The sequence below is a fragment of the Intrasporangium calvum genome (assembly GCF_028446585.1).
Classification (GTDB): Bacteria; Actinomycetota; Actinomycetes; order Actinomycetales; family Dermatophilaceae; genus Intrasporangium; species Intrasporangium calvum_A.
Genome location: NZ_JAPFQL010000101.1, coordinates 1 through 20,220 on the forward strand (window position 1 = coordinate 1; position 20,220 = coordinate 20,220).

At 71.9% G+C, this 20,220-nt stretch carries 16 protein-coding genes; 3 read left to right on the forward strand and 13 right to left on the reverse strand.

From position 1 onward, the window contains the following. The 11 genes from OO014_RS17290 to smc form a co-directional block, all read right to left on the reverse strand. The coding region (locus OO014_RS17290; protein WP_272463581.1) for a KH domain-containing protein at window positions 1-167 on the reverse strand (167 nt) is incomplete at its 3' end. Window positions 168-169: 2 nt separating this feature from the next. Then, on the reverse strand, window positions 170-607 hold the full coding sequence (gene rpsP / locus OO014_RS17295; protein ID WP_272463566.1) for a 30S ribosomal protein S16: 438 nt from the start codon (window positions 605-607) through the stop codon (window positions 170-172). A gap of 181 nt (window positions 608-788) precedes the next feature. Further along, window positions 789-1,712: a GNAT family N-acetyltransferase gene (locus tag OO014_RS17300; protein WP_272463567.1), complete on the reverse strand. Its 924-nt coding sequence runs from the start codon at window positions 1,710-1,712 to the stop codon at window positions 789-791. Continuing rightward, complete coding sequence (locus OO014_RS17305) at window positions 1,702-2,790, reverse strand: amidohydrolase family protein (RefSeq protein WP_272463568.1); 1,089 nt, start codon at window positions 2,788-2,790, stop codon at window positions 1,702-1,704. The genes OO014_RS17300 and OO014_RS17305 overlap by 11 nt, the downstream gene beginning before the upstream one ends. Window positions 2,791-3,040: 250 nt before the next feature. Then, a complete protein-coding gene (locus OO014_RS17310) occupies window positions 3,041-4,576 on the reverse strand; it encodes a PKD domain-containing protein (RefSeq protein WP_272463569.1) in 1,536 nt (511 codons plus the stop codon). A 407-nt stretch (window positions 4,577-4,983) separates the two neighbouring features. Continuing rightward, window positions 4,984-6,615, reverse strand: a complete 1,632-nt coding sequence (gene ffh, locus OO014_RS17315; RefSeq protein ID WP_272463570.1) for a signal recognition particle protein — start codon at window positions 6,613-6,615, stop codon at window positions 4,984-4,986. A 111-nt stretch (window positions 6,616-6,726) separates the two neighbouring features. Further along, window positions 6,727-9,093 (reverse strand): [protein-PII] uridylyltransferase, encoded by a 2,367-nt coding sequence (locus tag OO014_RS17320; protein ID WP_272463571.1) that lies wholly within the window; start codon window positions 9,091-9,093, stop codon window positions 6,727-6,729. 55 nt (window positions 9,094-9,148) lie between these two features. After that, window positions 9,149-9,487, reverse strand: coding sequence for a P-II family nitrogen regulator (locus OO014_RS17325; RefSeq protein ID WP_272463572.1), 339 nt, complete (start codon window positions 9,485-9,487; stop codon window positions 9,149-9,151). Continuing rightward, window positions 9,484-10,911 carry an ammonium transporter gene (locus OO014_RS17330; protein WP_272463573.1) on the reverse strand — a complete coding sequence of 476 codons (1,428 nt, stop codon included), beginning with the start codon at window positions 10,909-10,911 and terminating at the stop codon, window positions 9,484-9,486. Before OO014_RS17330 ends, OO014_RS17325 begins: the two co-directional genes overlap by 4 nt. A gap of 151 nt (window positions 10,912-11,062) precedes the next feature. Beyond that, window positions 11,063-12,253 (reverse strand): signal recognition particle-docking protein FtsY, encoded by a 1,191-nt coding sequence (ftsY, locus tag OO014_RS17335; protein WP_272463574.1) that lies wholly within the window; start codon window positions 12,251-12,253, stop codon window positions 11,063-11,065. Between the two features lie 130 nt (window positions 12,254-12,383). Next, window positions 12,384-15,977, reverse strand: coding sequence for a chromosome segregation protein SMC (gene smc / locus OO014_RS17340; RefSeq protein ID WP_272463575.1), 3,594 nt, complete (start codon window positions 15,975-15,977; stop codon window positions 12,384-12,386). A 144-nt stretch (window positions 15,978-16,121) separates the two neighbouring features. Here smc and OO014_RS17345 point away from each other — a divergent pair, with 144 nt between their 5' ends. Next, window positions 16,122-16,748 carry a VOC family protein gene (locus OO014_RS17345; RefSeq protein WP_272463576.1) on the forward strand — a complete coding sequence of 209 codons (627 nt, stop codon included), beginning with the start codon at window positions 16,122-16,124 and terminating at the stop codon, window positions 16,746-16,748. Window positions 16,749-16,753: 5 nt separating this feature from the next. Further along, window positions 16,754-17,383, forward strand: a complete 630-nt coding sequence (locus OO014_RS17350; RefSeq protein WP_272463577.1) for an MSMEG_1061 family FMN-dependent PPOX-type flavoprotein — start codon at window positions 16,754-16,756, stop codon at window positions 17,381-17,383. Window positions 17,384-17,395: 12 nt separating this feature from the next. On the opposite strand, the gene OO014_RS17355 is transcribed toward OO014_RS17350, so the two are convergent. Together OO014_RS17355 and OO014_RS17360 are read right to left on the reverse strand one after the other, a co-directional pair. Further along, window positions 17,396-17,701, reverse strand: a complete 306-nt coding sequence (locus tag OO014_RS17355) for a chorismate mutase (protein ID WP_272463578.1) — start codon at window positions 17,699-17,701, stop codon at window positions 17,396-17,398. Window positions 17,702-17,773: 72 nt separating this feature from the next. Continuing rightward, window positions 17,774-18,064 (reverse strand): acylphosphatase, encoded by a 291-nt coding sequence (locus tag OO014_RS17360; protein WP_272463579.1) that lies wholly within the window; start codon window positions 18,062-18,064, stop codon window positions 17,774-17,776. A 212-nt stretch (window positions 18,065-18,276) separates the two neighbouring features. Here OO014_RS17360 and OO014_RS17365 point away from each other — a divergent pair. Then, window positions 18,277-20,220, forward strand: a 1,944-nt coding sequence (locus tag OO014_RS17365; RefSeq protein ID WP_272463580.1) for an acyltransferase family protein, incomplete at its 3' end; no start/stop codon positions are given.

Genomic DNA, 20,220 nt, shown 5'->3' on the forward strand with positions numbered 1-20,220 from the left:
AGGGCGCTGGCCGTCCGACCCGACCGGCCGATGACCCGACCGAGGTCGTCCGGGTGCACCCGGACCTCGAGCAGCTCACCGCGGCGCAGCTCCTTGCGACGCACGACGACATCCTCGTCGTGGTCGACGATGCCCTTGACGAGGTGCTCGAGCGCCTCCTCGAGCATGCTCAGGACTCGTTCTTCTCGGAGCCCTCGGCCGCAGCGTCCTCGGCAGCGGGCGCGTCAGCGCTCTCGGCCGGGTCGGCCTTCTTGGCGGCCTTCTTGCGCGGCGTGGGAGCGTCCGAGTCGGAGGCCTTGCCCGCGGCGGCGAGAGCGGCCTCGTAGCGCTCCTTCTTGGACGGGCCCTGCTCCCTGGTCTTGAGCTTGCCGTCGTTGATGACCTTGAGGAGCGCGGCAACAGCCTCGGTGGGCTGGGCGCCGTTGGCGATCCAGTAGTTCGCGCGCTCCATGTCGATCTCGATGAGCGACGGCTCCTCGGTGGGGTGGTACTTGCCGATCTCCTCGATGGCCCGGCCGTCCCGCTTGGTGCGGGAGTCCATGACGACGACGCGGTAGAACGGTGCACGGATCTTGCCCATGCGCTTCAGACGAATCTTGACTGCCACTGGAGTGGTGTCTCCTGTTTCTTGTTGTGAACACGGCAAGACCGGGTGGGGAACACACGGGGAGCCGACGCTCGGTGTAGGCGTCCAGGTCAGGCGAGAGAATGCTGGCCCGACGGGTACAGCCGACCATTGTGCCAGATGTGCGGGGCTTCACCGAACGCGCGCCGACCCCGCTCGCGAGTCAACGCTCCCGCACCCCGAACGCGGCGCGGACGCGCAGGGCCCGATCGACGACCTCCCGCTTGGTCGGATCCCCGAGCGGCTCGAAGACGGGAACCATCGCGGGGTCGAGGCGGGCCCGGGCCAGGCCCATCCGCAGCTCGGGACCGGCCAGCTTCGCCTCGACGATCCCCCCGACCGGGGAGGCGCGCAGCAGCTCGAAGAGGGTCGCGGCCGTGGGAACCGCCGCAGCCGAGAACAACGGCAGCCCGAGCTCCGTCGCGAGCTGCGAAGCCAGACCGTGGGCATCGAGGGCCGGCGGCCCGGCGACGACCGCCGCCAGACGCCGCCACGGCTCGTGCCGGTAGGGCGGCGCCGGCCAGGCGCTCGCGAGCATCGTGTAGCGGTCGTGGTCGCGCCACTCCCGGTGCCCGTCGCGGCCCGGAAGGTGGAGGAAGTCCCGCGAGAAGCCCTCGTGGGTGAAGCCGAGGGACCGGACCAGACCCGCCGACCGGAGGTTGGTGGGCTGGATGTTCGCCTCGATCCGGTGCAGCCCCATGCCGGCCGGCTCGTCGGCGAAGACCAGGTCGAGCATGAGCTGGAGCCCCTCGGCGAAGAGGCCCTTGCCGACGTAGGGGTCGTAGGCGTCGTAGCCGATCGTCGCGCTGTTGAACGCACCACGGACGACGTTGGCGACGTTGGCCCGGCCGACGAGGTCGTACTCCCCCTGCGGCTCGAGCGCGTGGATCATGAAGGTCCGGTAGGTCCCCGACTGGCTCGCGATGATCGCCGGCAGGTTGTGCGGGTCCGGGACCGCGAACTCCGAGAGCCGCAGCGCCGAGCGCGTGACAGCTGCGGAGTAGGCGGCCTCGTCTGCGTGCGTCGGTGCCCGGACCTCCACCCGGTCACCGCGGACCGCCGTCGGCACCGGGCGGTCAGCGGACAAGTCGCCCTCGCAGGACGATGCCCTTGGGCTCAGCCACGACCGTCACGTCGTCCCGCGGGTCGGCGCCGTAGACGACGAGATCCGCGTCCTCGCCCTCCTCGATGGACGGCCGCCCGAGCCAGCTGCGCGCCGCCCAGGTGGCCGCGTCGAGCGCCTCCAGCTTGGAGAGTCCGGCCTTGGTCAGCTCGACGATCTCCTGGGCGACGAGGCCGTGTGGCAGGGCACCCCCTGCATCCGTGCCGACGTAGACCGGGATGCCGGCCTCGTGGGCAGCCCCGATCGTCGCGTGCCGCCGGGCGTGCAGGTCGAGCATGTGCCGGTGGTAGGCGGGGAACTTCTCGGCGGCCGGTGCTGCCAGGGCCGGGAAGTTCGCGATGTTGACGAGGGTCGGCACGATCGCGATGCCCCGCCTCGCGAACTCGTCGATGGTGTCCTCCTGCAGGCCCGTGGCGTGCTCGACGCAGTCGATCCCCGCGGCAGCCAGGTCCCGCAGGGACTGCTCGCCGAAGCAGTGGGCCGTGACCCGGACCCCCTCCTCGTGGGCGGCTGCGATGGCCTCGGCAACCGCCTGGGGCGAGAAGCTCGGGGCCAGGTCACCGACCTCGCGGTCGATCCAGTCCCCGACGAGCTTGACCCAGCCATCACCGCGGTGCGCCTCGAGCCGCACGTGGTCGACGAGCTCGGCCTCCTCGACCTCGTGGGCGTAGTTGCGGATGTAGCGCCGGCTCCGGGCGATGTGGCGGCCGGCCCGGATGATCTTGGGCAGGTCCTCCCGCTCGTCGACCCACCGCGTGTCGCCCGGCTGGCCCGCGTCGCGAATGAGCAGGGTGCCGGTGTCCCGGTCGGTGATGGCCTGCTCCTCGGCGGCCTCTCGGGGGACGGCGCCGTGCGAGTCGAGGCCCACGTGGCAGTGCGCGTCCACCAGCCCCGGAAGGACCCACCCGTCGAGGGTCTGCACGTCCGTGCCCGACCGCGGCGGCGTGAACGACACCTTGCCGTCGATGACCCAGACCTCGTCGCGAACGTCCTCGCGACCGACGAGGACCTGACCACGGACATGAAGCACCGGCGCACTCATGCAGCGACCCTACCCAGCCCGGTGCGGATGCGGGGCCCGCGGGGCCAGGTCGCGAGGCACCGGCGGGACACCACGGCCGGCCGGGCGGGGCGGCCCTTGCCGAGGAGCTTGCGGCCATCCGGATCTTCATCAGTTCACCCGGTCAACGTCGATGAGCGCGCAAAGGCCATCCCCAGGGGCCCCGCTGCGAGCGGACGAGCAGGTGGGGTGGACGCCCTTGAGCGTCCACCCCACTGCTTCGAGGGTCGGATCAGCGGAGCTGGATGACGACGTACCGGGCGCCGCCCGCCGCGGTGCCGGTGGGCTGGACGCGGACGGTGTACTTCGTCCCCGCCGCCCCGGATGGGACGAGCAGGTTGTAGATGTACTGCCCGTCGGCGGCCCGCATGATCCCGCTGGTGTCAGCGGACGAGACGGACTCGGTGGCCACGTTGCTGGAGCCGTCGCCCGGGTCGGTGGACGGGTCCACGTCTCCGGAGAGCAGCTGGATCGCCGGGGACAGCCCGGAAGCCAGCGCCCCGTCACAACCGACGTTGATCTTGACCGGGATGACCTGGCCGCCCTTGACCTTGTTGTAGCTGCCGGCTTGGAGCGGCGGCAGGAAGGCGCTGTCGAGGGCAACCACGGCAGTGGAGGTGAACGGGGCGGAGACCCCACCGTCCTTGTCCTGGGCCAACGCGGTGACGTCGTTGCTGCCGCAGCTGGCATAGGTGGTGGTGAACGTGTTCGAGGGGCCATACGAGCCGCCGTCGAACGACCACGTGAACCCTGCCGTGGTGTCCGGCCCGGACGGGTCGGTGGCCTGGCCGGTGAAGGTGACCGGCTGACCCGTGAGCACGGTGCCCGCGCTCGGGGTCAACGAGGTGATGGTCGGGGCGACGTTGGACACCTGCAGCGCGAACGTGGCCGTGCCGGTGTCCGTGCCGTCGTCCGCAGTGATCGTCACGGTCTGGCTGTCGGCCGGGCCGTCGCTCGGGGTGAGGCTCCACGACCACGTCCCGGATCCGGTGTCGGTGACCGTGCCGACGGACGCGGACAGGGTCACGGTGTCACCGTCAGCGTCGGAGAACGTGCCGGTGTTGCTGGCCGGGGAGGCCTCGTCGACGGCGACGGTCTCGTTGTCGGCTGCCACGTCGGGGGCGGTGTTGGTTGGTGGGTTGACCCCGGGGGCGTCGGTGCAGATGTCGTCGACCTCGAAGTAGTTGCCGCTGTCGTGCACGACCACGTAGGCGATGTCAGCGGTGGCCCGGGTGATCTTCAGCTCGGCCATCGAGCCGGTGTCGATGTTGGTGCCGCTCGGGCCGGTTGACTCCAGCAGTGTCCCGGCCGAGTCGTAGGCCTCCAGGACGACGGGCGTGTTGGCGCTGGTCAGCAGGCTGAACGTGGTGGCCGGGCCATGGACGAAGTCGATCCGCCCGGCACCCTGGCTGGTCCCGAGCCAGGCCCAGTGGGTGCCGTGGCTGGTGTAGCCGCCCGACGGGTACTTCCCGTTGTACATGCCGGTCGCGAAGTCCCCGACGAGCCAGCTGAACCCGGCGGTGGTGGTGAACTGGACTCCGCCGATCGCGCCGGAGGACAGGTTGGTGCCGTCGGCGAGGTCCTCGAACCCGATGAAACCGGGCAGACTGCACGTGTACGCGTCCGGGTTCGACACCACGGTCACCGAGTTCGCCGCGGAAGCGGTCAAGGGAACGGCGACCAGCGAGGTGGCGGCCAGCGCCACTGCGGCCAGAACTGCTGCCGGCCCCCGCAAGGGGCGCGAGCCAGCACGAGATGAAGACGTCATGAATTCCCCCATGTGGATGATGCTTCGAGCCACGGAGCGGACACGCTGGCTCGAAATGCGAGATCTGCAAAGGACGTTCAGTCCTGGCGCCGCCCCCGCAGCGCCGACCTCCTCGAGAGGGCCTGGCATCCCCCGATGCTCGTGGAAGACCCTTCACACCAAGGATGCTCGTCTGCGCAGATTCTGTCCCCGGAACCGCGAATCTCACCGAGCGGCACGCCCCCTCGAGAGGTGCAGAGGCGCGACGGTGTGTCGCCTCCGGTGCGGGTGGAAGTCCGCGACGCTGGCCCGCTCGGCACCGCGACTGCCCGACGTCGCGCAGGTGGACGCGGATCCTCTCGCGCGTCCTACCCGCGGCGCGCGGATGAACCTGCAGCTCAGGGACGCACAACCCGTCCCTGAGCGTCCTAGTTCTTGCCGAGGAACTTCTCGAAGCCCTTCGGCAGCTTCGACAGGTCGAGGTCGGCCGTCGGGTCACCGCCCTCGCCGGCACCCCCACCCAGCCCAGGCGCCCCGAACGCGGACACGGCAGCCTTGGACCGACCCTCGGCCGCCCGCTGAGCCGCGGCCCGCTCCTCGGCGGCGCGCTTGGCGGGGTTGCCGCTCTTGCTCTTCTTGCGCTGCGGCTGCTGCTGGCGGCCACGCTTGCCCGCGCCGGGCAGGCCCGGCATACCGGGAAGCCCGGCACCGCCGCCGCGCGCCAGCGACTTCATCATCTTCTGGGCCTCGCGGAACCGCTCGAGCAGCTGGTTGACGTCGGTCACCGTGACGCCGGAGCCCTTGGCGATGCGGGCCCGCCGGGAGCCGTTGATCTGCTTGGGGTGGGTGCGCTCGAAGGGCGTCATCGAGCGGACCATGGCCTCGACCCGGTCGAACTCGCGGTCGTCGAAGGCGTCGAGCTGGGCCCGCATCTGCTGCATGCCCGGCATCATCTTGAGCATCGACTTGAGCGAACCCATCTGCTTGATGGCGTTCATCTGCTGGAGGAAGTCCTCGAAGGTGAAGTCCTCCTCGGCGAGGAACTTGCGCGCCATCTCGTCGGCCTGGCGCTTGTCGAACGCCTTCTCGGCCTGCTCGATGAGGGTGAGGACGTCGCCCATGTCGAGGATCCGGCCGGCCATCCGGTCGGGGTGGAAGACCTCGATGTCGGTGACCTTCTCGCCGACGGAGGCAAACATGATCGGCTCGCCGGTCACCTCGCGGATCGACAGGGCCGCACCGCCGCGGGCGTCGCCGTCGAGCTTGGACAGGACGACGCCGGTGAAGGCGACACCCTCGTGGAAGGCCTGGGCCGTCTCGACGGCGGCCTGGCCGATCATGGCGTCGATGACGAAGAGGACCTCGTCGGGCTGGATCGCCGCGCGGATGTCGGCGGCCTGCTGCATGAGGTTGGCGTCGACCGCGAGCCGACCGGCGGTGTCGACGATGACGACGTCGTGCTGCTGGGCCCGCGCGTGCTCGACACCGGCCCGCGACACGGCGACGGGATCCCCGAAGCTCCGGGTGCCCTCCCCCGTGCCGGCAACCGCGTCGTGGCCGCCCACGTTGCCGCGCTCCGGCGCGTAGACCTTGAGGCCGGCGCGCTCGCCGACGACCTCGAGCTGGGTGACGGCGTTGGGGCGCTGGAGGTCGGCGGCGACGAGCAGCGGTGTGTGGCCGCGGTCCTTGAGCCAGCGGCCGAGCTTGCCGGCGAAGGTCGTCTTGCCCGAGCCCTGGAGGCCGGCGAGCATGATGACGGTCGGCGGGTTCTTGGCGAACTGGATCTGCCGCGTCTCGCCGCCGAGGATCGTGACGAGCTCCTCGTTGACGATCTTGACGACCTGCTGGGCCGGGTTGAGCGCCTGGTTGACCTCTTCGCTGAGCGCTCGATCGCGCACCGCCGAGGTGAACCGCTTGACGACGGGCAGCGCCACGTCGGCGTCGAGGAGCGCCAGTCGGATGTCCCGGATCGCCTTGTTGACGTCGGACTCCGAGAGGCGGCCCTTGCCGCGGAGGTTCTTGAAGGTGGCGGTCAGCCGGTCAGACAGGGTTGCGAACACCCGGCAACTTTAGCCGTTGGCCCGCTGAGTTCCGATTCGGCACAGCACGACCCTGCCGTATGCCGCTGAGCGCGCTCCCGCTGCGCCCTCCCTCCCGGTCCTCCCGGGGTTTCAACCGGCGTCGCAGGTGTCGATGATCATGGCGACGGCCTGGGCGGCCCGGGCGGGGGCGAGCCGGGCACCGCCGAACTCGGTGACGTAGAAGGTGTCGAGCGTCTGGCCGGCGTAGGTGGCGATGTGGGCGGACCGGACGGCGAGCGAGGCCCTCGCGAGCGTGATGCCGATGTCCTGGAGCAGGCCGGGCCGGTCGGCGGCGCGGACCTCGATGACGGTGGCGGTGTCCGACGCGCTGCTGATCACCATGGCCCGCGTGGAGTCGGGCGCCCCGGACCCGGGGCTGCGGACGGCGCGGCTCGTCCGTCGGCGCTGCAGTGCGCCGAGCGGGGACCGGTCGCCCCGGCCGACTCGGGTGAGGTCCCGCGCGAGGATGTCCGGGAGCGGGATCTCGCCGCCCGGCGAGTCGACCCACCACTCGTTGACGGCCAGTCCGTCGAGGGTCCGGACGATGGCGGAGCGCACGACGAACCCGTGGGCGGCGAGCAGTCCGGCCGTGTCGGCGAAGAGCCCGGCGCGGTCACGGTCGATGATGTCGATGCGGTGGGCCCCACCGAGGGACACCACGGTCACGTGTGCCGCGCCGACAGCCACCTGCTCGAGGACCGCCGGCGCCAGGGGCAGCGGCTCGAGGGGCTCGACGACCGTGAGGCTCTCGGCGCCGTTGGCGGCGATGAGGGCCGCCCGGCAGGCCCGGTAGAGGCGCTCGACCAGCCCGGCACGCCAGTCGCTCCACGCCTTGGCCCCGGCGGCCGAGGCGTCTGCCTCGGTGAGCGCCCGGAGCAGGTCGAGCGTCATGACGGAGCCGCCGACCGCCTCGGAGAGGGCGACGATCGTGGCGGGGTCCTCGGGGTCCCGGCGGGTGGCGAGGTCGATGAGGGTGAGGTGCTCGCTCACCAGCCGGACGACGACAGCCCGGTCGCCTTCCCCGATGCCGATCCGGCGAAGAATGGCGTCGGTGATCTTGGCGCCGGTCCGGGAGTGGTCGAGAGCCCCGGGCACCTTGCCGATGTCGTGGAGGAGGGCGGCCAGGACGAGCAGGTCGGGACGCGCGACGTCGCGCACCATGCCGCTGGCCGTCACGACCGTCTCGACGAGGTGGCGGTCCACGGTGTGTCGGTGCACGGCGTTGCGCTGCGGGCGGCTGCGGACCGCGGCCCACTCGGGGATCCACCGTTCGACGACGCCGGCGAGGTCGAGTCCCTCCCAGACCGTCACGAGACCGGGGCCCGTGGCGAGGAGGTCGGCGAAGACGTCGCGAGCGACCTCGGGCCAGGGCTCCGGCAGCTGCGGCGAGTGGGTCGCCAGGTTGCGCATGGTGGTCGGCGACAGCGGGAGTCCGTTGCGCGCGGCCACCACGGCGGCCCGCAGTGGGATGACCGGGTCGGAGGCGACGTCGGCCGAGGGCCCGAGGACCGCCTCACCGTCGTGCCGGTAGAGCCCGTAGCCGAGCGGGACGAGCTGCGGTCGCCGCGGGCCCACGCGGAGGGTGCGGGCCCGTTGCGACTGCAGCGCGCGGCGCAGGGTGCCGTCGGTCGCGTAGGCGACGGTCCGGGCTGCGGCGGAGAGGTCGGTGAGCAGGTCGTCGGCATCGCCGTAGCCGAGGAGGGCCGCGCACGCGTCCTGGTCGTCCCGGGTGAGGCGGTCCCGACCGCGGCCGGTGACGACGTGGATCGCGTCGCGCACGTCGAGGATCATCTCGTAGGCCTCGTCGACCGCCCCGTGCGGTCGGTCGGTCAGCCAGGCCTCGGTGAGGGCCCGCAGGACGCTCATGTCCCGCAGCCCGCCGCGCGCCTCCTTGAGGTCGGGCTCGATGAGGTGCGCGAGGTCCCCCAGCCGGACGTGCCGCGTCGTCACGCCTTCCTCGAGCTCGGGCAGCCGCGTCCGGGCGTTGGCCCGCCAGTCGTGGGCCACGGTGGACCGCGCGGCGTTGACGACGTCGGCGTCGCCCGCGACGTGGGTCAGGTCGAGCAGCCCGATCGCCGCCGACAGGTCCTCGGAGGCGACGGCCCGGCAGTCCGCGACCGTGCGCACGCTGTGGTCGAGCCGCACCCCGGCGTCCCAGATCGGGTACCAGAGCCGGTCGGCGAAGGCGCTGACCTCCTTGCCGGCCAGCCCCCGGGGGTGGTGCACGAGGACGAGGTCGTAGTCGCTGAGCGGCCCCCCGTCACCGCGCGCCAGCGACCCGACCGCCGCCAGCGCGACGCCCTGGTGGCGTCGCCCGGCGCAGGCCTCGCGCCAGATCTCCTGGAGCCAGCTGAACCCGAACTCCGCGAGCGCCCGGCGGCGGGCGGGTCCCGCGCCGGGCGTCGCGAAGCCGCGGGTCCCGGCGAGGTCGAGTCGTCGTGTCGTCACATCGGTCATCGGACCTCGCCGGGCCTTTCGCTCGCTGGTGCAGGACGGGGACGGACGCCGTCGGTCAGAGGGCGCTCTGGCCTCGTTCGCCGGTGCGGACCCGGACGACCTCGTCGACGGGGACGGACCAGATCTTCCCGTCACCGATGCGTCCGGTCTGGGCCGACTTGAGGATGACGTCGATGACGTCGGGGGCGTCGATGTCATCGACGAGGACCTCGAGGCGGACCTTGGGGACGAAGTCCACGGTGTACTCCGCGCCGCGGTAGACCTCGCTGTGCCCCCGTTGCCGGCCGTAGCCGCTCGCCTCACTGATGGTCATGCCGGACACCCCGAAGGCCTCCAGGGCCTCCTTCACCTCGTCGAGCTGGTGCGGCTTGATGATGGCGGTGACGAGCTTCATGCGTTCGCTCCTTCGACCTTGTCGGTGAGGTCACTGTGCTGGGACGGGATGGTGGAGCGCGGGATGGCGATGCCGCGGGCGGCTCCCGCCGCGAAACCGCCGAGGTCGTAGCCGGACTCCGCGTGCTCGGCCTGGTCGATCCCGGCCGTCTCGCTCTCGTCGGAGATCCTCCAACCGAGCGTGTACTTGAGAGCGAGGCCGATGATCGCCGTCAGCAGGCCGGAGACGACCAGCGAGACGAGAGCGATGATGATCTGCAGGACCGTCTGGCGGAAGCCGCCTCCGTAGAAGAGCCCGGTGGAGGTGGAGAGGAGACCGGCGCCGACGGTGCCCCAGAGCCCGGCGACGAGGTGGACCCCGACGACGTCGAGGGAGTCGTCGTAGCCGAAGCGGTACTTGAGGCCCACCGCGAGCGCCGCCAGGGCACCGGCGACGACCCCGAGCACGAGGGAGCCGACCGGGGAGAGGACCCCGCAGGCGGGGGTGATCGCCACGAGGCCGGCGACGACACCGGAGGCGGCGCCGACGGAGGTCGCGTGCCCGTCCCGCAGCTTCTCGACGAGCAGCCAGCCGATGATGGCGGCGGCCGTCGCGGCCGTCGTGTTGAGCCAGACCACCGAGGCGACGCCGTCAGCGGCGAGCTCGGACCCGGCGTTGAACCCGAACCAGCCGAACCACAGCAGCCCGGCGCCGATCATGACGAGGGGGACGTTGTGTGGCCGCATGGCGGTCTTGCCGAAGCCGAGCCGCTTGCCGACGATGAGGGCGAGGACGAGACCTGCGATGCCGGCGTTGATGTGGACGACGGTGCCGCCGGCGAAGTCGATCGGCACGACGGTGGCCGCGCCGTCGGTGACGCCGAAGAGCCGAGCCGCGAGCCCGCCCTCGGCGCCCGACAGGAGGCCACCGCCCCAGACCATGTGGGCGATCGGGAAGTAGACCAGGGTCACCCAGACGCCGGCGAAGACGAGCCAGGTCGAGAACTTGACCCGGTCCGCGACCGCACCGCTGATGAGCGCCACGGTGATCACGGCGAAGGTCAGCTGGAAGCCGGCGACGATGGCCTCGGGGATGAACACACCGGCGCCGAAGACGTCGACGAGCCGGGGGCTGCCGGTGCCGTCATCCAGCAGCTGGCCGAGACCGAAGTAGTCGAACGGGCTGGCGAAGATCCCGCCGATGTCGGTCGGGCCGAAGGACATCGAGTAGCCCCACAGGATGTAGATGACGCCGACGACGCCGAGCGCCCCGAAGGACATCATCATCATGTTGAGGACGGACTTGGCTCGCGTCATGCCTCCGTAGAAGAGCGCGAGACCGGGGGTCATGAGGAGGACCATGGAGGACGCGATGAGCATGAACGCCGTCGCTGCCTCGTTGATCTCCGGTGCTTCTGCCGCGAGGGGCACCAGTGCGGTTGTCATGCCGACGATCTTGGGAACGAGCCGTTTCACCGGTTGGCGCCCCGTGTTACGGGTGTGTCAACAACGGGCGCTCACTGTTAGTGGCTCGTTTCGCACGGAGGGCCCGCCCACGATGTGGACGGGCCCTCCGTTGCGATGATCGCGTCGAGACCTACTCGAGGATCGCGTCGACGAACTCCTCCGGGTCGAACGGCGCGAGGTCGTCCGGCCCCTCCCCCAGCCCGACGAGCTTGACGGGCACTCCGAGCTGGCGCTGGACGGCGACGACGATGCCGCCCTTGGCCGTGCCGTCGAGCTTGGTCAGCACGATGCCGGTGACGTTGACTGCCTCGCTGAAGACCTTCGCCTGCTGGAGGCCGTTCTGCCCGGTGGTCGCGTCGAGGACGAGGAGCACCTCGTCGATCTCGCTCTGCTTCTCGACGACGCGCTTGACCTTGCCGAGCTCGTTCATCAGGTCGACCTTGTTGTGCAGCCGACCGGCCGTGTCGATGATGACGACGTCGACCTCCTGCTCGATGCCGGCCTTGACGGCGTCGAAGGCCACCGCGGCGGGGTCGGCGCCCTCCCGGTCGGACCGGACGGTGGGAACGCCGACCCGGGCGCCCCACGTGTCGAGCTGGTCGGCGGCGGCGGCCCGGAAGGTGTCGGCAGCGCCGAGGAGCACGTCGCGGTCCTCGGCGACGAGCACCCGGGCGAGCTTGCCGACCGTGGTCGTCTTGCCCGTCCCGTTGACGCCGACGACGAGGATCACCGCCGGGCGGGTGCCGACGCGGGAGGAGGCGATGCGGCGGTCCATGTCGGGCTGGACGAGGCGCAGCAGGTCCTCGCGGAGCCATTCGCGGACGGTGGCCTCGTCGGTCGTGCCGTCGATCTTGACCTTGGTCCGGAGGGAGGCGATGAGCTCCTCGGTCGCCTCGACACCGAGGTCGGAGGCGATGAGCGTGTCCTCGACGTCCTCCCAGGCCTCCTCGTCGAGCCGGCCGCGGGACAGCAGCGCGAGCAGCCCCTTGCCCAGGGCCGAGTTGGACCGGGCGAGGCGGGCGCGGAGGCGCTGCAGCCGGCCGCGCGCGGACTCCGGGCGCTCGATCGTGGGGACGGGTTCGACGACGGGCGGCAGGGTCTCTTCGGGCGCCTCGGTCGTGACCGTGCCCCCGCCCGGTGTGGGCGCGCCGGTGTCCTCCGGAGCCTCGCGGTCCAGACGAGGCGCGGGGCGGGTCGGGGCCTCGACCTCGCGCTCGGGGCCTCCCCGGCCACGCAGGAGCGAGACGGCGAAGCCGATCCCCAGGGCGAGGATGACGACGCCGACGATCAGGAAGGTCCAGAGATTGTCCACGTCGTCCATCCAATCACGGCAGGCCGACCCTCCCCGCCCACCGAGCCACCCCGCGGAGGGCGCGTGAGGGCACGACCGAGCCCAGCGGCATACACCCCATGCCGTATGCCGCTGGGCTCGCTCCCGCAGGAACGTTCCCTCAGGCGGAGGCTGGCTCCGTCACGTCACGCAGGCGCTGGGAGACGACCGTGGTGACCCCGTCGCCGCGCATGCTGACGCCGTAGAGGGCGTCGGCGATCTCCATCGTCTTCTTCTGGTGCGTGATGACGATGAGCTGGGAGCTGTCGCGCAGCTCCTCGAAGAGGGTGATCAGGCGGCCGAGGTTGGCGTCGTCGAGCGCGGCCTCGACCTCGTCCATGATGTAGAACGGCGACGGCCGGGCCTTGAAGATCGCGACGAGCAGCGCGACGGCGACGAGGGAGCGCTCACCGCCGGAGAGCAGCGACAGGCGCTTGATCTTCTTGCCGGGCGGCCGCGCCTCGACCTCGAGGCCGGTCGTCAGCATGTTGGCGGGGTCGGTCAGGATCAGCCGTCCCTCACCGCCCGGGAAGAGCCGCTGGAAGACCCGCTCGAACTGGACGGCCGTGTCCTCGAAGGCCTCGGCGAAGACCCGCTCGACGCGCTCGTCGACCTCCTTGACGATGTCGAGAAGGTCCCGCTTGGAGCTCTTGAGGTCCTCGAGCTGCTCGGTGAGGAACTGGTGGCGCTCCTCGAGGGCGGAGAACTCCTCCAGCGCGAGCGGGTTGATCCGCCCGAGGGCGCTCAGCTTGCGCTCGGCCTGGCGCAGCCGCTTCTCCTGGGCCTCGCGGACGAAGGGCACCGGCTCCGGTTGGGGGGCGTCCGGGTCGGCCGCTGGGTCGGGCAGGACGGGGACGAGCTGGTGGGGGCCGTACTCCTCCATGAGGGCGTCGGGAGAGATGCCGAGCTCCTCGACGGCCTTCTGCTGCAGCTGCTCGATCCGCAGCCGCTGCTGGGCCCTGGCCACCTCGTCGCGGTGGACGCTGTCGGTCAGCTCACGCAGCTCGTTCTGCAGGGTCGCGAGGTCGCGCCGGACGATGGCGAGCTCGGCGTCGCGCTCGGTGCGGGCCTCCTCGGCGGTCCGGCGGGCGGCGTCGGCCTCCTCGGCCGACTCCACGAGCAGGTCGTGGGCCCAGGCCGCGGCGATGCGGACGGCCTCGGCGACCTTGGCCTCCCGCTCGCGCCGGGCCCGGCGTGCGGCCAGCCGCTCGCGGGTCTCCTCCTCGTGCCGGGCCGCGCGCTCGAGCGCCTCGGCGCGGTCGCGGAGCGCCCGCACGCGCTCCTCTCGGGTGCGCAGGCCGAGCCGCAGCTCGGTCTCGGTCGCCCGGGCCTCGCGCGCGGCGGCGTCGAGACGGTCGCGCTCCTCGGTCGATGGCTCAGCCTCGATCTCACCCTCGGCGCTCGCCGCTTCGAGCCGTTCGAGCAGCTCGGCGTGCTCGGCCTGGTCCGCCTCGAGGGCGGCGCGGGCGTCAGCGATGGCCCGCTCGGTCCGCTCGACCTCGGCGCGGGCAGCCCGCAGGGTCTGGCCGAGGGAGCCGAGCCGCTCGGCGACGGCGGACATCCGCGCGTCGCTCTCGTGCAGTCGCTCCAGGGTGGCCTCGACCCGGTCGTTGACCTCGGCGCGGGCCGACTCGGCAGCCGCGAGCGCGAACCGGGCCTGCTCCCCCGCGTGCGTCGCCTCGGAGACCTCGGCCTGGGCTGCCTCGAGGGCAGCCTGCAGCTCGAGGAGGCTCGGCGCGCTGAGGCTCCCACCCCGCACGAGGCCCGGGGCGAAGACGTCCCCGTCGCGGGTGACTGCCGTGACTCCGGGTCTGGACCGGAGGAGCGAAGCGGCCGCCGCGCTGTCCTCGACGAGGGCGACCAGCTCGAGGGCCTGGTCCACGGCCGGTCGCACCGACTCCGGGCACTCGACCGCGTCGCGAGCCCAGCGCACCCCGTCGGGAAGGGCCGGCCAGCCCGAGACATCGATGCGGGTCGCCGACTCCGAGACGAGCAGGCTGGCCTGGCCGGCGTCGCCGGCTCGCAGCGTGTCGAGCGCGCGGGCGGCGGCATCGAGCGAGCTGACGGCGAGCGCCTCCGCGGCCGTGCCGAGGGCGGCTGCCACGGCGTTCTCGAGACCGGCGTCCACCGTCACGAGGGAGGCGACGGAGCCGATGATCCCGTGGGCCTCGAGGTCGTCCTGGGCCGTGGCGAGGAGCGCTGCGGCCCCGTCCTTGCGGCTCAGGCTCAGCTCGAGGGCCTCCATCCGCGCGGCGGCGGTGGTGCGGGCGCGGTCGGCAGCCTGCTCGGCGTCACGCCACCGGAGCACCTCGGCCTCGGCCTCCTCGAGCTCGGCAGCCGCCTGCTCGTAGTCGGAGTCGAGCCCCTCCTCGCCCTCCTCGTCCTGAGCGACGTTGGCCTCGAGGCTCGCGAACTCGCGCTCGGCCTCAGCGGCGCGCAGCCGGGCCTGCTCGGCCGTGGACCGGAGCCGGCCGAGCTCGGCCTCTCGTGCCTCGATCCGCGAGGCCTTGGCACCGACCTGGCCGCCGAGCTTGGCCAGGCCCTCGCGGCGGTCGGCGGCGGCGCGGCTGGCCCGGGCCAGACGGGAGGTCTCCTCGGCGTGGGCGCGCTCCGCGTCGTTGCGGGCGAGGACCGCGTCCTCGAGGGTCGCCTTGAGCTCGTCGAGCTCGGCGAGCAGCATCTCCTCCTGCTCACGGACCTCGGCGGCCTGGGCGCGAAGCTGCTCGGGATCGCGGGCCGACTGCCCCTCGTCGGCACCGCCGTCGTCCTCGCTGAGCAGGCGCACCCGCTCCGAGGCGAGCGACAGGGTCGCCGCCATCCGCTCGACGAGCCGGCTGAGCGAGACGTACTGGTCCTGGGCCTGCGCCAGGGCCGGACGGGCCGCCTCGGCCGCCTGCTCGAGGCCGCTGATCCGGTGGCCCAGGTCGGCCATCGCCTCCTCGACCTCGGTGCGGCGCTGGATCAGTGCCGACTCGTCGGCCACCTCCTGCTCGAGGGTCGAGGTGAGCTGGACGAGGTCGTCGGCGAGCAGCCGCAGGCGGGCGTCCCGCGCGTCGGTCTGGATCACGGCGGCCTTGCGGGCCGTCTCGGCCTGGCGACCGAGCGGGCCGAGCTGGCGGCGGATCTCGCCGGTGAGGTCCTGGACCCGGGTGAGGTTGGCCTCCATCGCGTCGAGCTTGCGCAGCGCGCGCTCCTTGCGCTTGCGATGCTTCAGGACGCCGGCGGCCTCCTCGATGAAGCCGCGCCGCTCCTCCGGGGTGGCCCGCAGCACGGTGTCGAGCTGGCCCTGCCCGACGATGACGTGCATCTCGCGGCCGATGCCGCTGTCCGAGAGCAGCTCCTGGATGTCGAGGAGCCGGCACGGCGTCCCGTTGATCGAGTAGTCCGACCCGCCGTTGCGGAACATCGTCCGCGCGATCGTGACCTCGGTGTAGTCGATGGGCAGGGCGCCGTCGGTGTTGTCGATCGTCAGGGCGACCTCGGCCCGCCCGAGCGGTGCGCGGCCGGCCGTGCCGGCGAAGATGACGTCCTCCATCTTGCCGCCGCGCAGCGACTTCGCACCCTGCTCCCCCATGACCCAGGCGAGCGCATCGACGACGTTGGACTTGCCGGAGCCGTTGGGGCCCACGATGCAGGTGATCCCCGGCTCGAGGCGCAGGTGGGTCGCCGACGCGAAGGACTTGAAGCCCTTCAGAGTGAGGCTCTTGACGTACACGACCCGTTCTTTCCCTTGTCCGACCCAGCGTGGACCCACGCGACTTCACCTGCGCCGATCCCGGTCAGACTACAAGCGGGCGCGCCCGGAACCGCGCAGGCGAGCGGCAGCCGGCCCAGCAGCATACGGCCATAGGCTGGTCAGGTGAGCACGGTCGATCACCTCGTGGTCGCCGCGACCACCCTCGAGGAGGGGGTCCGGTGGGTCGAGGCGCGGGTCGGCGCAGCCCTCCTGCCGGGTGGACGGCACGAGGCTTTCGGCACCCACAACGCCCTGATCTCGCTCGGTCCGGAGAGCTACCTCGAGGTCATCGCCGTGGACCCGGACGCGCCACCGCCGGCCAGGCCGCGGTGGTTCGAGCTCGACACGAGCGCCATGCGCGAGCGCCTGGCTGCTGGTCCGGCACTGGTCCACTGGGTCGTGCGCGTCGAGTCGCTGGCGGGCGCCGCGGACGTCATTGAGCTGCGGCGCGGGTCGAACGCGTGGGCCCTCACCGTTGCCCCAGACGGCCGTATGCCGCTGGGCGGGCTCGCGCCGTCACGGATCCTGTGGCGCACTCCACCTCCGTCGACCCTCCTGCCGGACAGCGGGATTCGTCTGGTCGAGCTGCGCCTCTCGATGGCTGCGCCCGATGCTCTTGCGTCGCAGCTCGCCGACGTGGACGGACCGATGGAGATCGTGGAAGGACCGCCCGCGCTGGCGGCGACGCTCACGGTGCCGTCCGGCCCCGGAAAAGAAGGCAGGCTCGTGGTCCTCGGCTCCGTACAGTGACGAGGGTGAGTGACCTCCACACCATCGCGACCATCGACCGACTGCTCGAGGTGTATCCGCAGGAGCCGGCCAGCACCTCGCTCCGCAAGGAGTCGCCCGTCCTGACGCCGTCCTATGCCGCGTTCGTCTCGGCCGCACCGTTCTGCGTCGTCTCGACCGTGGGCCGCGGGGGCCTGGACCAGTCACCGCGCGGCGACGCCCCCGGCTTCGTCCGGGTGCGGGACGAGCGGACCCTCGTCATCCCCGACCGCCGCGGCAACCACCGCCTCGACACGCTGCGCAACGTCGTCGCCGACCCGCGTGTCGGGCTGCTCTTCCTGGTCCCCGGCGTCGGTCACGAGCTGCGCGTGCGCGGGACCGCCGTCGTCTCGACCGACCCGGACGAGCTGGCCCACCACGAGGTGCGGGGCGCGCTGCCCGCCTCAGTCATGGTGGTGACCATCGAGCGCGTCTACTTCCAGTGCGCCCGGGCGATGAAACGCTCCGGCCTGTGGGACCCCGCGACCTGGCCGGACCCGGCCGCGGTGCCGACAGCCGGGCAGATGACCCTCGAGGCCGGCGGCTTCACCTCGCGCGCCGAGGCCGAGGACTACGACGCGGCGCTCGACGAGCGTCAGGCTGCCACTCTCTACTGACGCGGCACCCGGTCACTCGTTGCCCGAGGCGATCCGCTCGTGGTGGTGGATGACCTCGGCGATGATGAAGTTGAGGAACTTCTCCGCGAAGACCGGGTCGAGGCCGGCCTCGTCAGCCAGGGTCCGCAGCCGCGCGATCTGCCGCTCCTCCCGCGCCGGGTCGGCCGGCGGGAGGTTCTGGTCGGCCTTGAGGCGGCCGACCTGCTGGGTGCACTTGAACCGCTCCGCCAGCAGGTGCACGAGCGCCGCGTCGATGTTGTCGATGCTGCTGCGCAGGCGAGCCAGCTCGATCGGGGTGTCGGACGGAGTGTCGCTCACTCCGTCAGGCTAGGCGAGCTTCGGTCACGGTGTGATGACGCGCCCGCCAGCTGGACCGCGCGGGAACCACTCCTAGCGCTCGACGAAGCTCGCGAGGTCCTCCCGCAGGGGGCCCGGCTGGGCGACCACCGACTCGACGTGCCCGGGCCTGCGGGTCGTCGAGGGGTCCTCTCGCAGCAGCTCTTCCAGCCGTGCCACAGCGTCGGCCGGACCCTGAGCGAGCACCTCGACCCGACCGTCGACCATGTTGCGCGCGTGGCCGACGAGGCCCAGCTCGAGAGCCCGGGCCCGGGTCCACCACCGGAACCCGACGCCCTGGACCCGGCCCCGGACGAACAGGGTCACCCGCCGAACCTCACTCATGCGACCACCGTAGGCGGCGCCTGACCAGCGGACCCAGCCGCCCACCCGACGGCACGACCGAGCGGGACGAGCCCAGCGGCATACGGCTGGCTGAGGGGTGCTGGGCCGGGCGCCTCCCCGCGCGCCTCCGACGGACTGTCGGCGGCGCTTTCTATGCTCACGGAAGGGGCCCAGTCCCTTCGGCCACCCGTCGGCGACGAGGAGGGAGCCACGTGACGACCTCGGCCACACCACGCGTGGCCCGCCCGGAGCCGGCGCGGCCGCCGTCGCAGTCGAGCGGGCTCGGGGAGCGCATCGAGGGGCTCGACGGCATCCGCGCCCTCGCCATCCTGGCCGTCCTCGTCTTCCACCTCAACGCGCCCTGGCTGCCCGGCGGCTACCTCGGCGTCGACGTCTTCTTCGTCGTCTCCGGCTTCCTCATCACGACCCTGCTCGTCCGCGAGCACGAGCGGACCGGGCGGATCGCGTTCCGACAGTTCTGGGTGCGGCGGGCCAGACGCCTGCTACCTGCCCTCGTCGTCACGGTCGCCGTCAGCACGCTGATCGCGCGCCTCGTCAGCGGGGACCTGCTCGTCCACATCGGCCGCCAGATCCTCGGAGCGCTCACCTTCTCGACGAACTGGCTCGAGATCACCGCGGGGACGAGCTACTTCGACCAGACGGCGCCTCAGCTGTTCATGAACTTCTGGTCGCTCGCCGTCGAGGAGCAGTTCTACCTCCTCTGGCCGGGCCTGACTCTCCTCCTGGTCACCGTGGCCACGGCGCGCGCACGGGTCGTCGTGGCTCTCGCCCTGGCCGCCCTCTCGGCAGTGCTCATGGCCGTTCTCGTGGAGCCCGGCACGGATGCGACCCGGGTCTACTACGGGACCGACACCCACCTGATGGGGCTCATGGTCGGTGCAGCCCTCGCCTTCGCGTGGGCCAACCCGGCCCTGGCCCGACTCCTCCGTCCGTCGCAGTGGGGACCCCCGGGGCGCTGGCTGGTGCCGGCCGCACTGCTCGTGCTGGTCGCCGGGTTCCTCCTCCTCGACGAGACGGACGCTGCGACCTTCCGAGGTGGGATCCTCCTCGCGTCCCTCGCATCCGGTCTCCTCGTCCTCGCCGTGCTCGACCGGCCCGCGGGCTCGCGCTCGACGCCCTGGCAGCGCCTGACCAGCCATCCGGTCGCCATCTGGATCGGCGTGCGCTCCTACTCCATCTACCTCTGGCACTGGCCGGTCATCCTCGTCGTGGGCCGCGACAACCCGTCGGCGCCGGGCACGATCAGCCACCTCCTGACCCGGGTCTGGTGCGTCGTCGTGACTCTCGCGCTCGCCGACCTCACCCACCGGTTCATCGAGACGCCCTTCCGCCGCCGTGGTTTCCGCGGCGTGCTGCGCGCGATCGGCGCCTTTCTCCTGTCGTGGTCGCGCCGCACCCGACAGGTCGTGGCCGTCAGCACGCTCACCGCCGCGGTGACCCTGTCCGCCATCGTGCTCACGGCTCCTGACCAGTCAGAGACCGCGCGGATGCTGGAGGCAAATGCCGCCCGGGCCGCTCAGAACGCGCCCTCCACCACACCAACGACGGCCCGGAGGTCCACGCCGACCGGAGGCGCGACGACCACTGCCTCACCAGCACCCCCAGCCTCGAGGCGCGTGCCGCCAGCCGACGTCAAGGCCACCTTCCGGATGCCGGCGGGTGAGGAGATCGACGCCTACGGCGACTCCATGATGGTCGGCAGCGTCCACGCGCTCGAGTACTACTTCCCCGGCATCAGGATGGACGCCCGCTCCAACCGCAGGTGGCCCGATGCGGTGACGAACGTGGCCGCCCGCGGCGAAGCCAACCGCCGCGCGGTGATCCTGGCCTTCGGCACCAACGCTGGGGTGGACGAGAGGTCGGCGGCCAAGACCCTCGACCTACTCGGTCCCGACCGGATGATCGTCCTCGTCAACCTCATGGCACCCTTCTCCCGCGTCGACAGCGACAACCGGGTGCTTGCCGCGCTCGCCGCGTCCCGACCCAACGTCATCGTCGCCGACTGGGCCGCGGCCGTGCGCAACCATCCCGAGCAGCTCCAGGCCGACCGGATCCACCCGAGCCTGAAGGGCTCTCACCTCTTCGCCAAGACAGTGCGCCAGGCCCTCGCCACCCTCTCGGAGCAGCACACCGGC

What these genes read in the sequence shown, in the direction of transcription:
- OO014_RS17305 (WP_272463568.1), bottom strand. Translation starts at nt 2,790, where the DNA reads ATGAGTGCGCCGGTGCTTCATGTCCGTGGTCAGGTCCTCGTCGGTCGC.
- OO014_RS17310 (WP_272463569.1), bottom strand. Translation starts at nt 4,576, where the DNA reads ATGACGTCTTCATCTCGTGCTGGCTCGCGCCCCTTGCGGGGGCCGGCA.
- OO014_RS17320 (WP_272463571.1), bottom strand. Translation starts at nt 9,093, where the DNA reads ATGACCGATGTGACGACACGACGACTCGACCTCGCCGGGACCCGCGGC.
- OO014_RS17325 (WP_272463572.1), bottom strand. Translation starts at nt 9,487, where the DNA reads ATGAAGCTCGTCACCGCCATCATCAAGCCGCACCAGCTCGACGAGGTG.
- OO014_RS17330 (WP_272463573.1), bottom strand. Translation starts at nt 10,911, where the DNA reads ATGACAACCGCACTGGTGCCCCTCGCGGCAGAAGCACCGGAGATCAAC.
- ftsY (WP_272463574.1), bottom strand. Translation starts at nt 12,253, where the DNA reads ATGGACGACGTGGACAATCTCTGGACCTTCCTGATCGTCGGCGTCGTC.
- OO014_RS17360 (WP_272463579.1), bottom strand. Translation starts at nt 18,064, where the DNA reads ATGAGTGAGGTTCGGCGGGTGACCCTGTTCGTCCGGGGCCGGGTCCAG.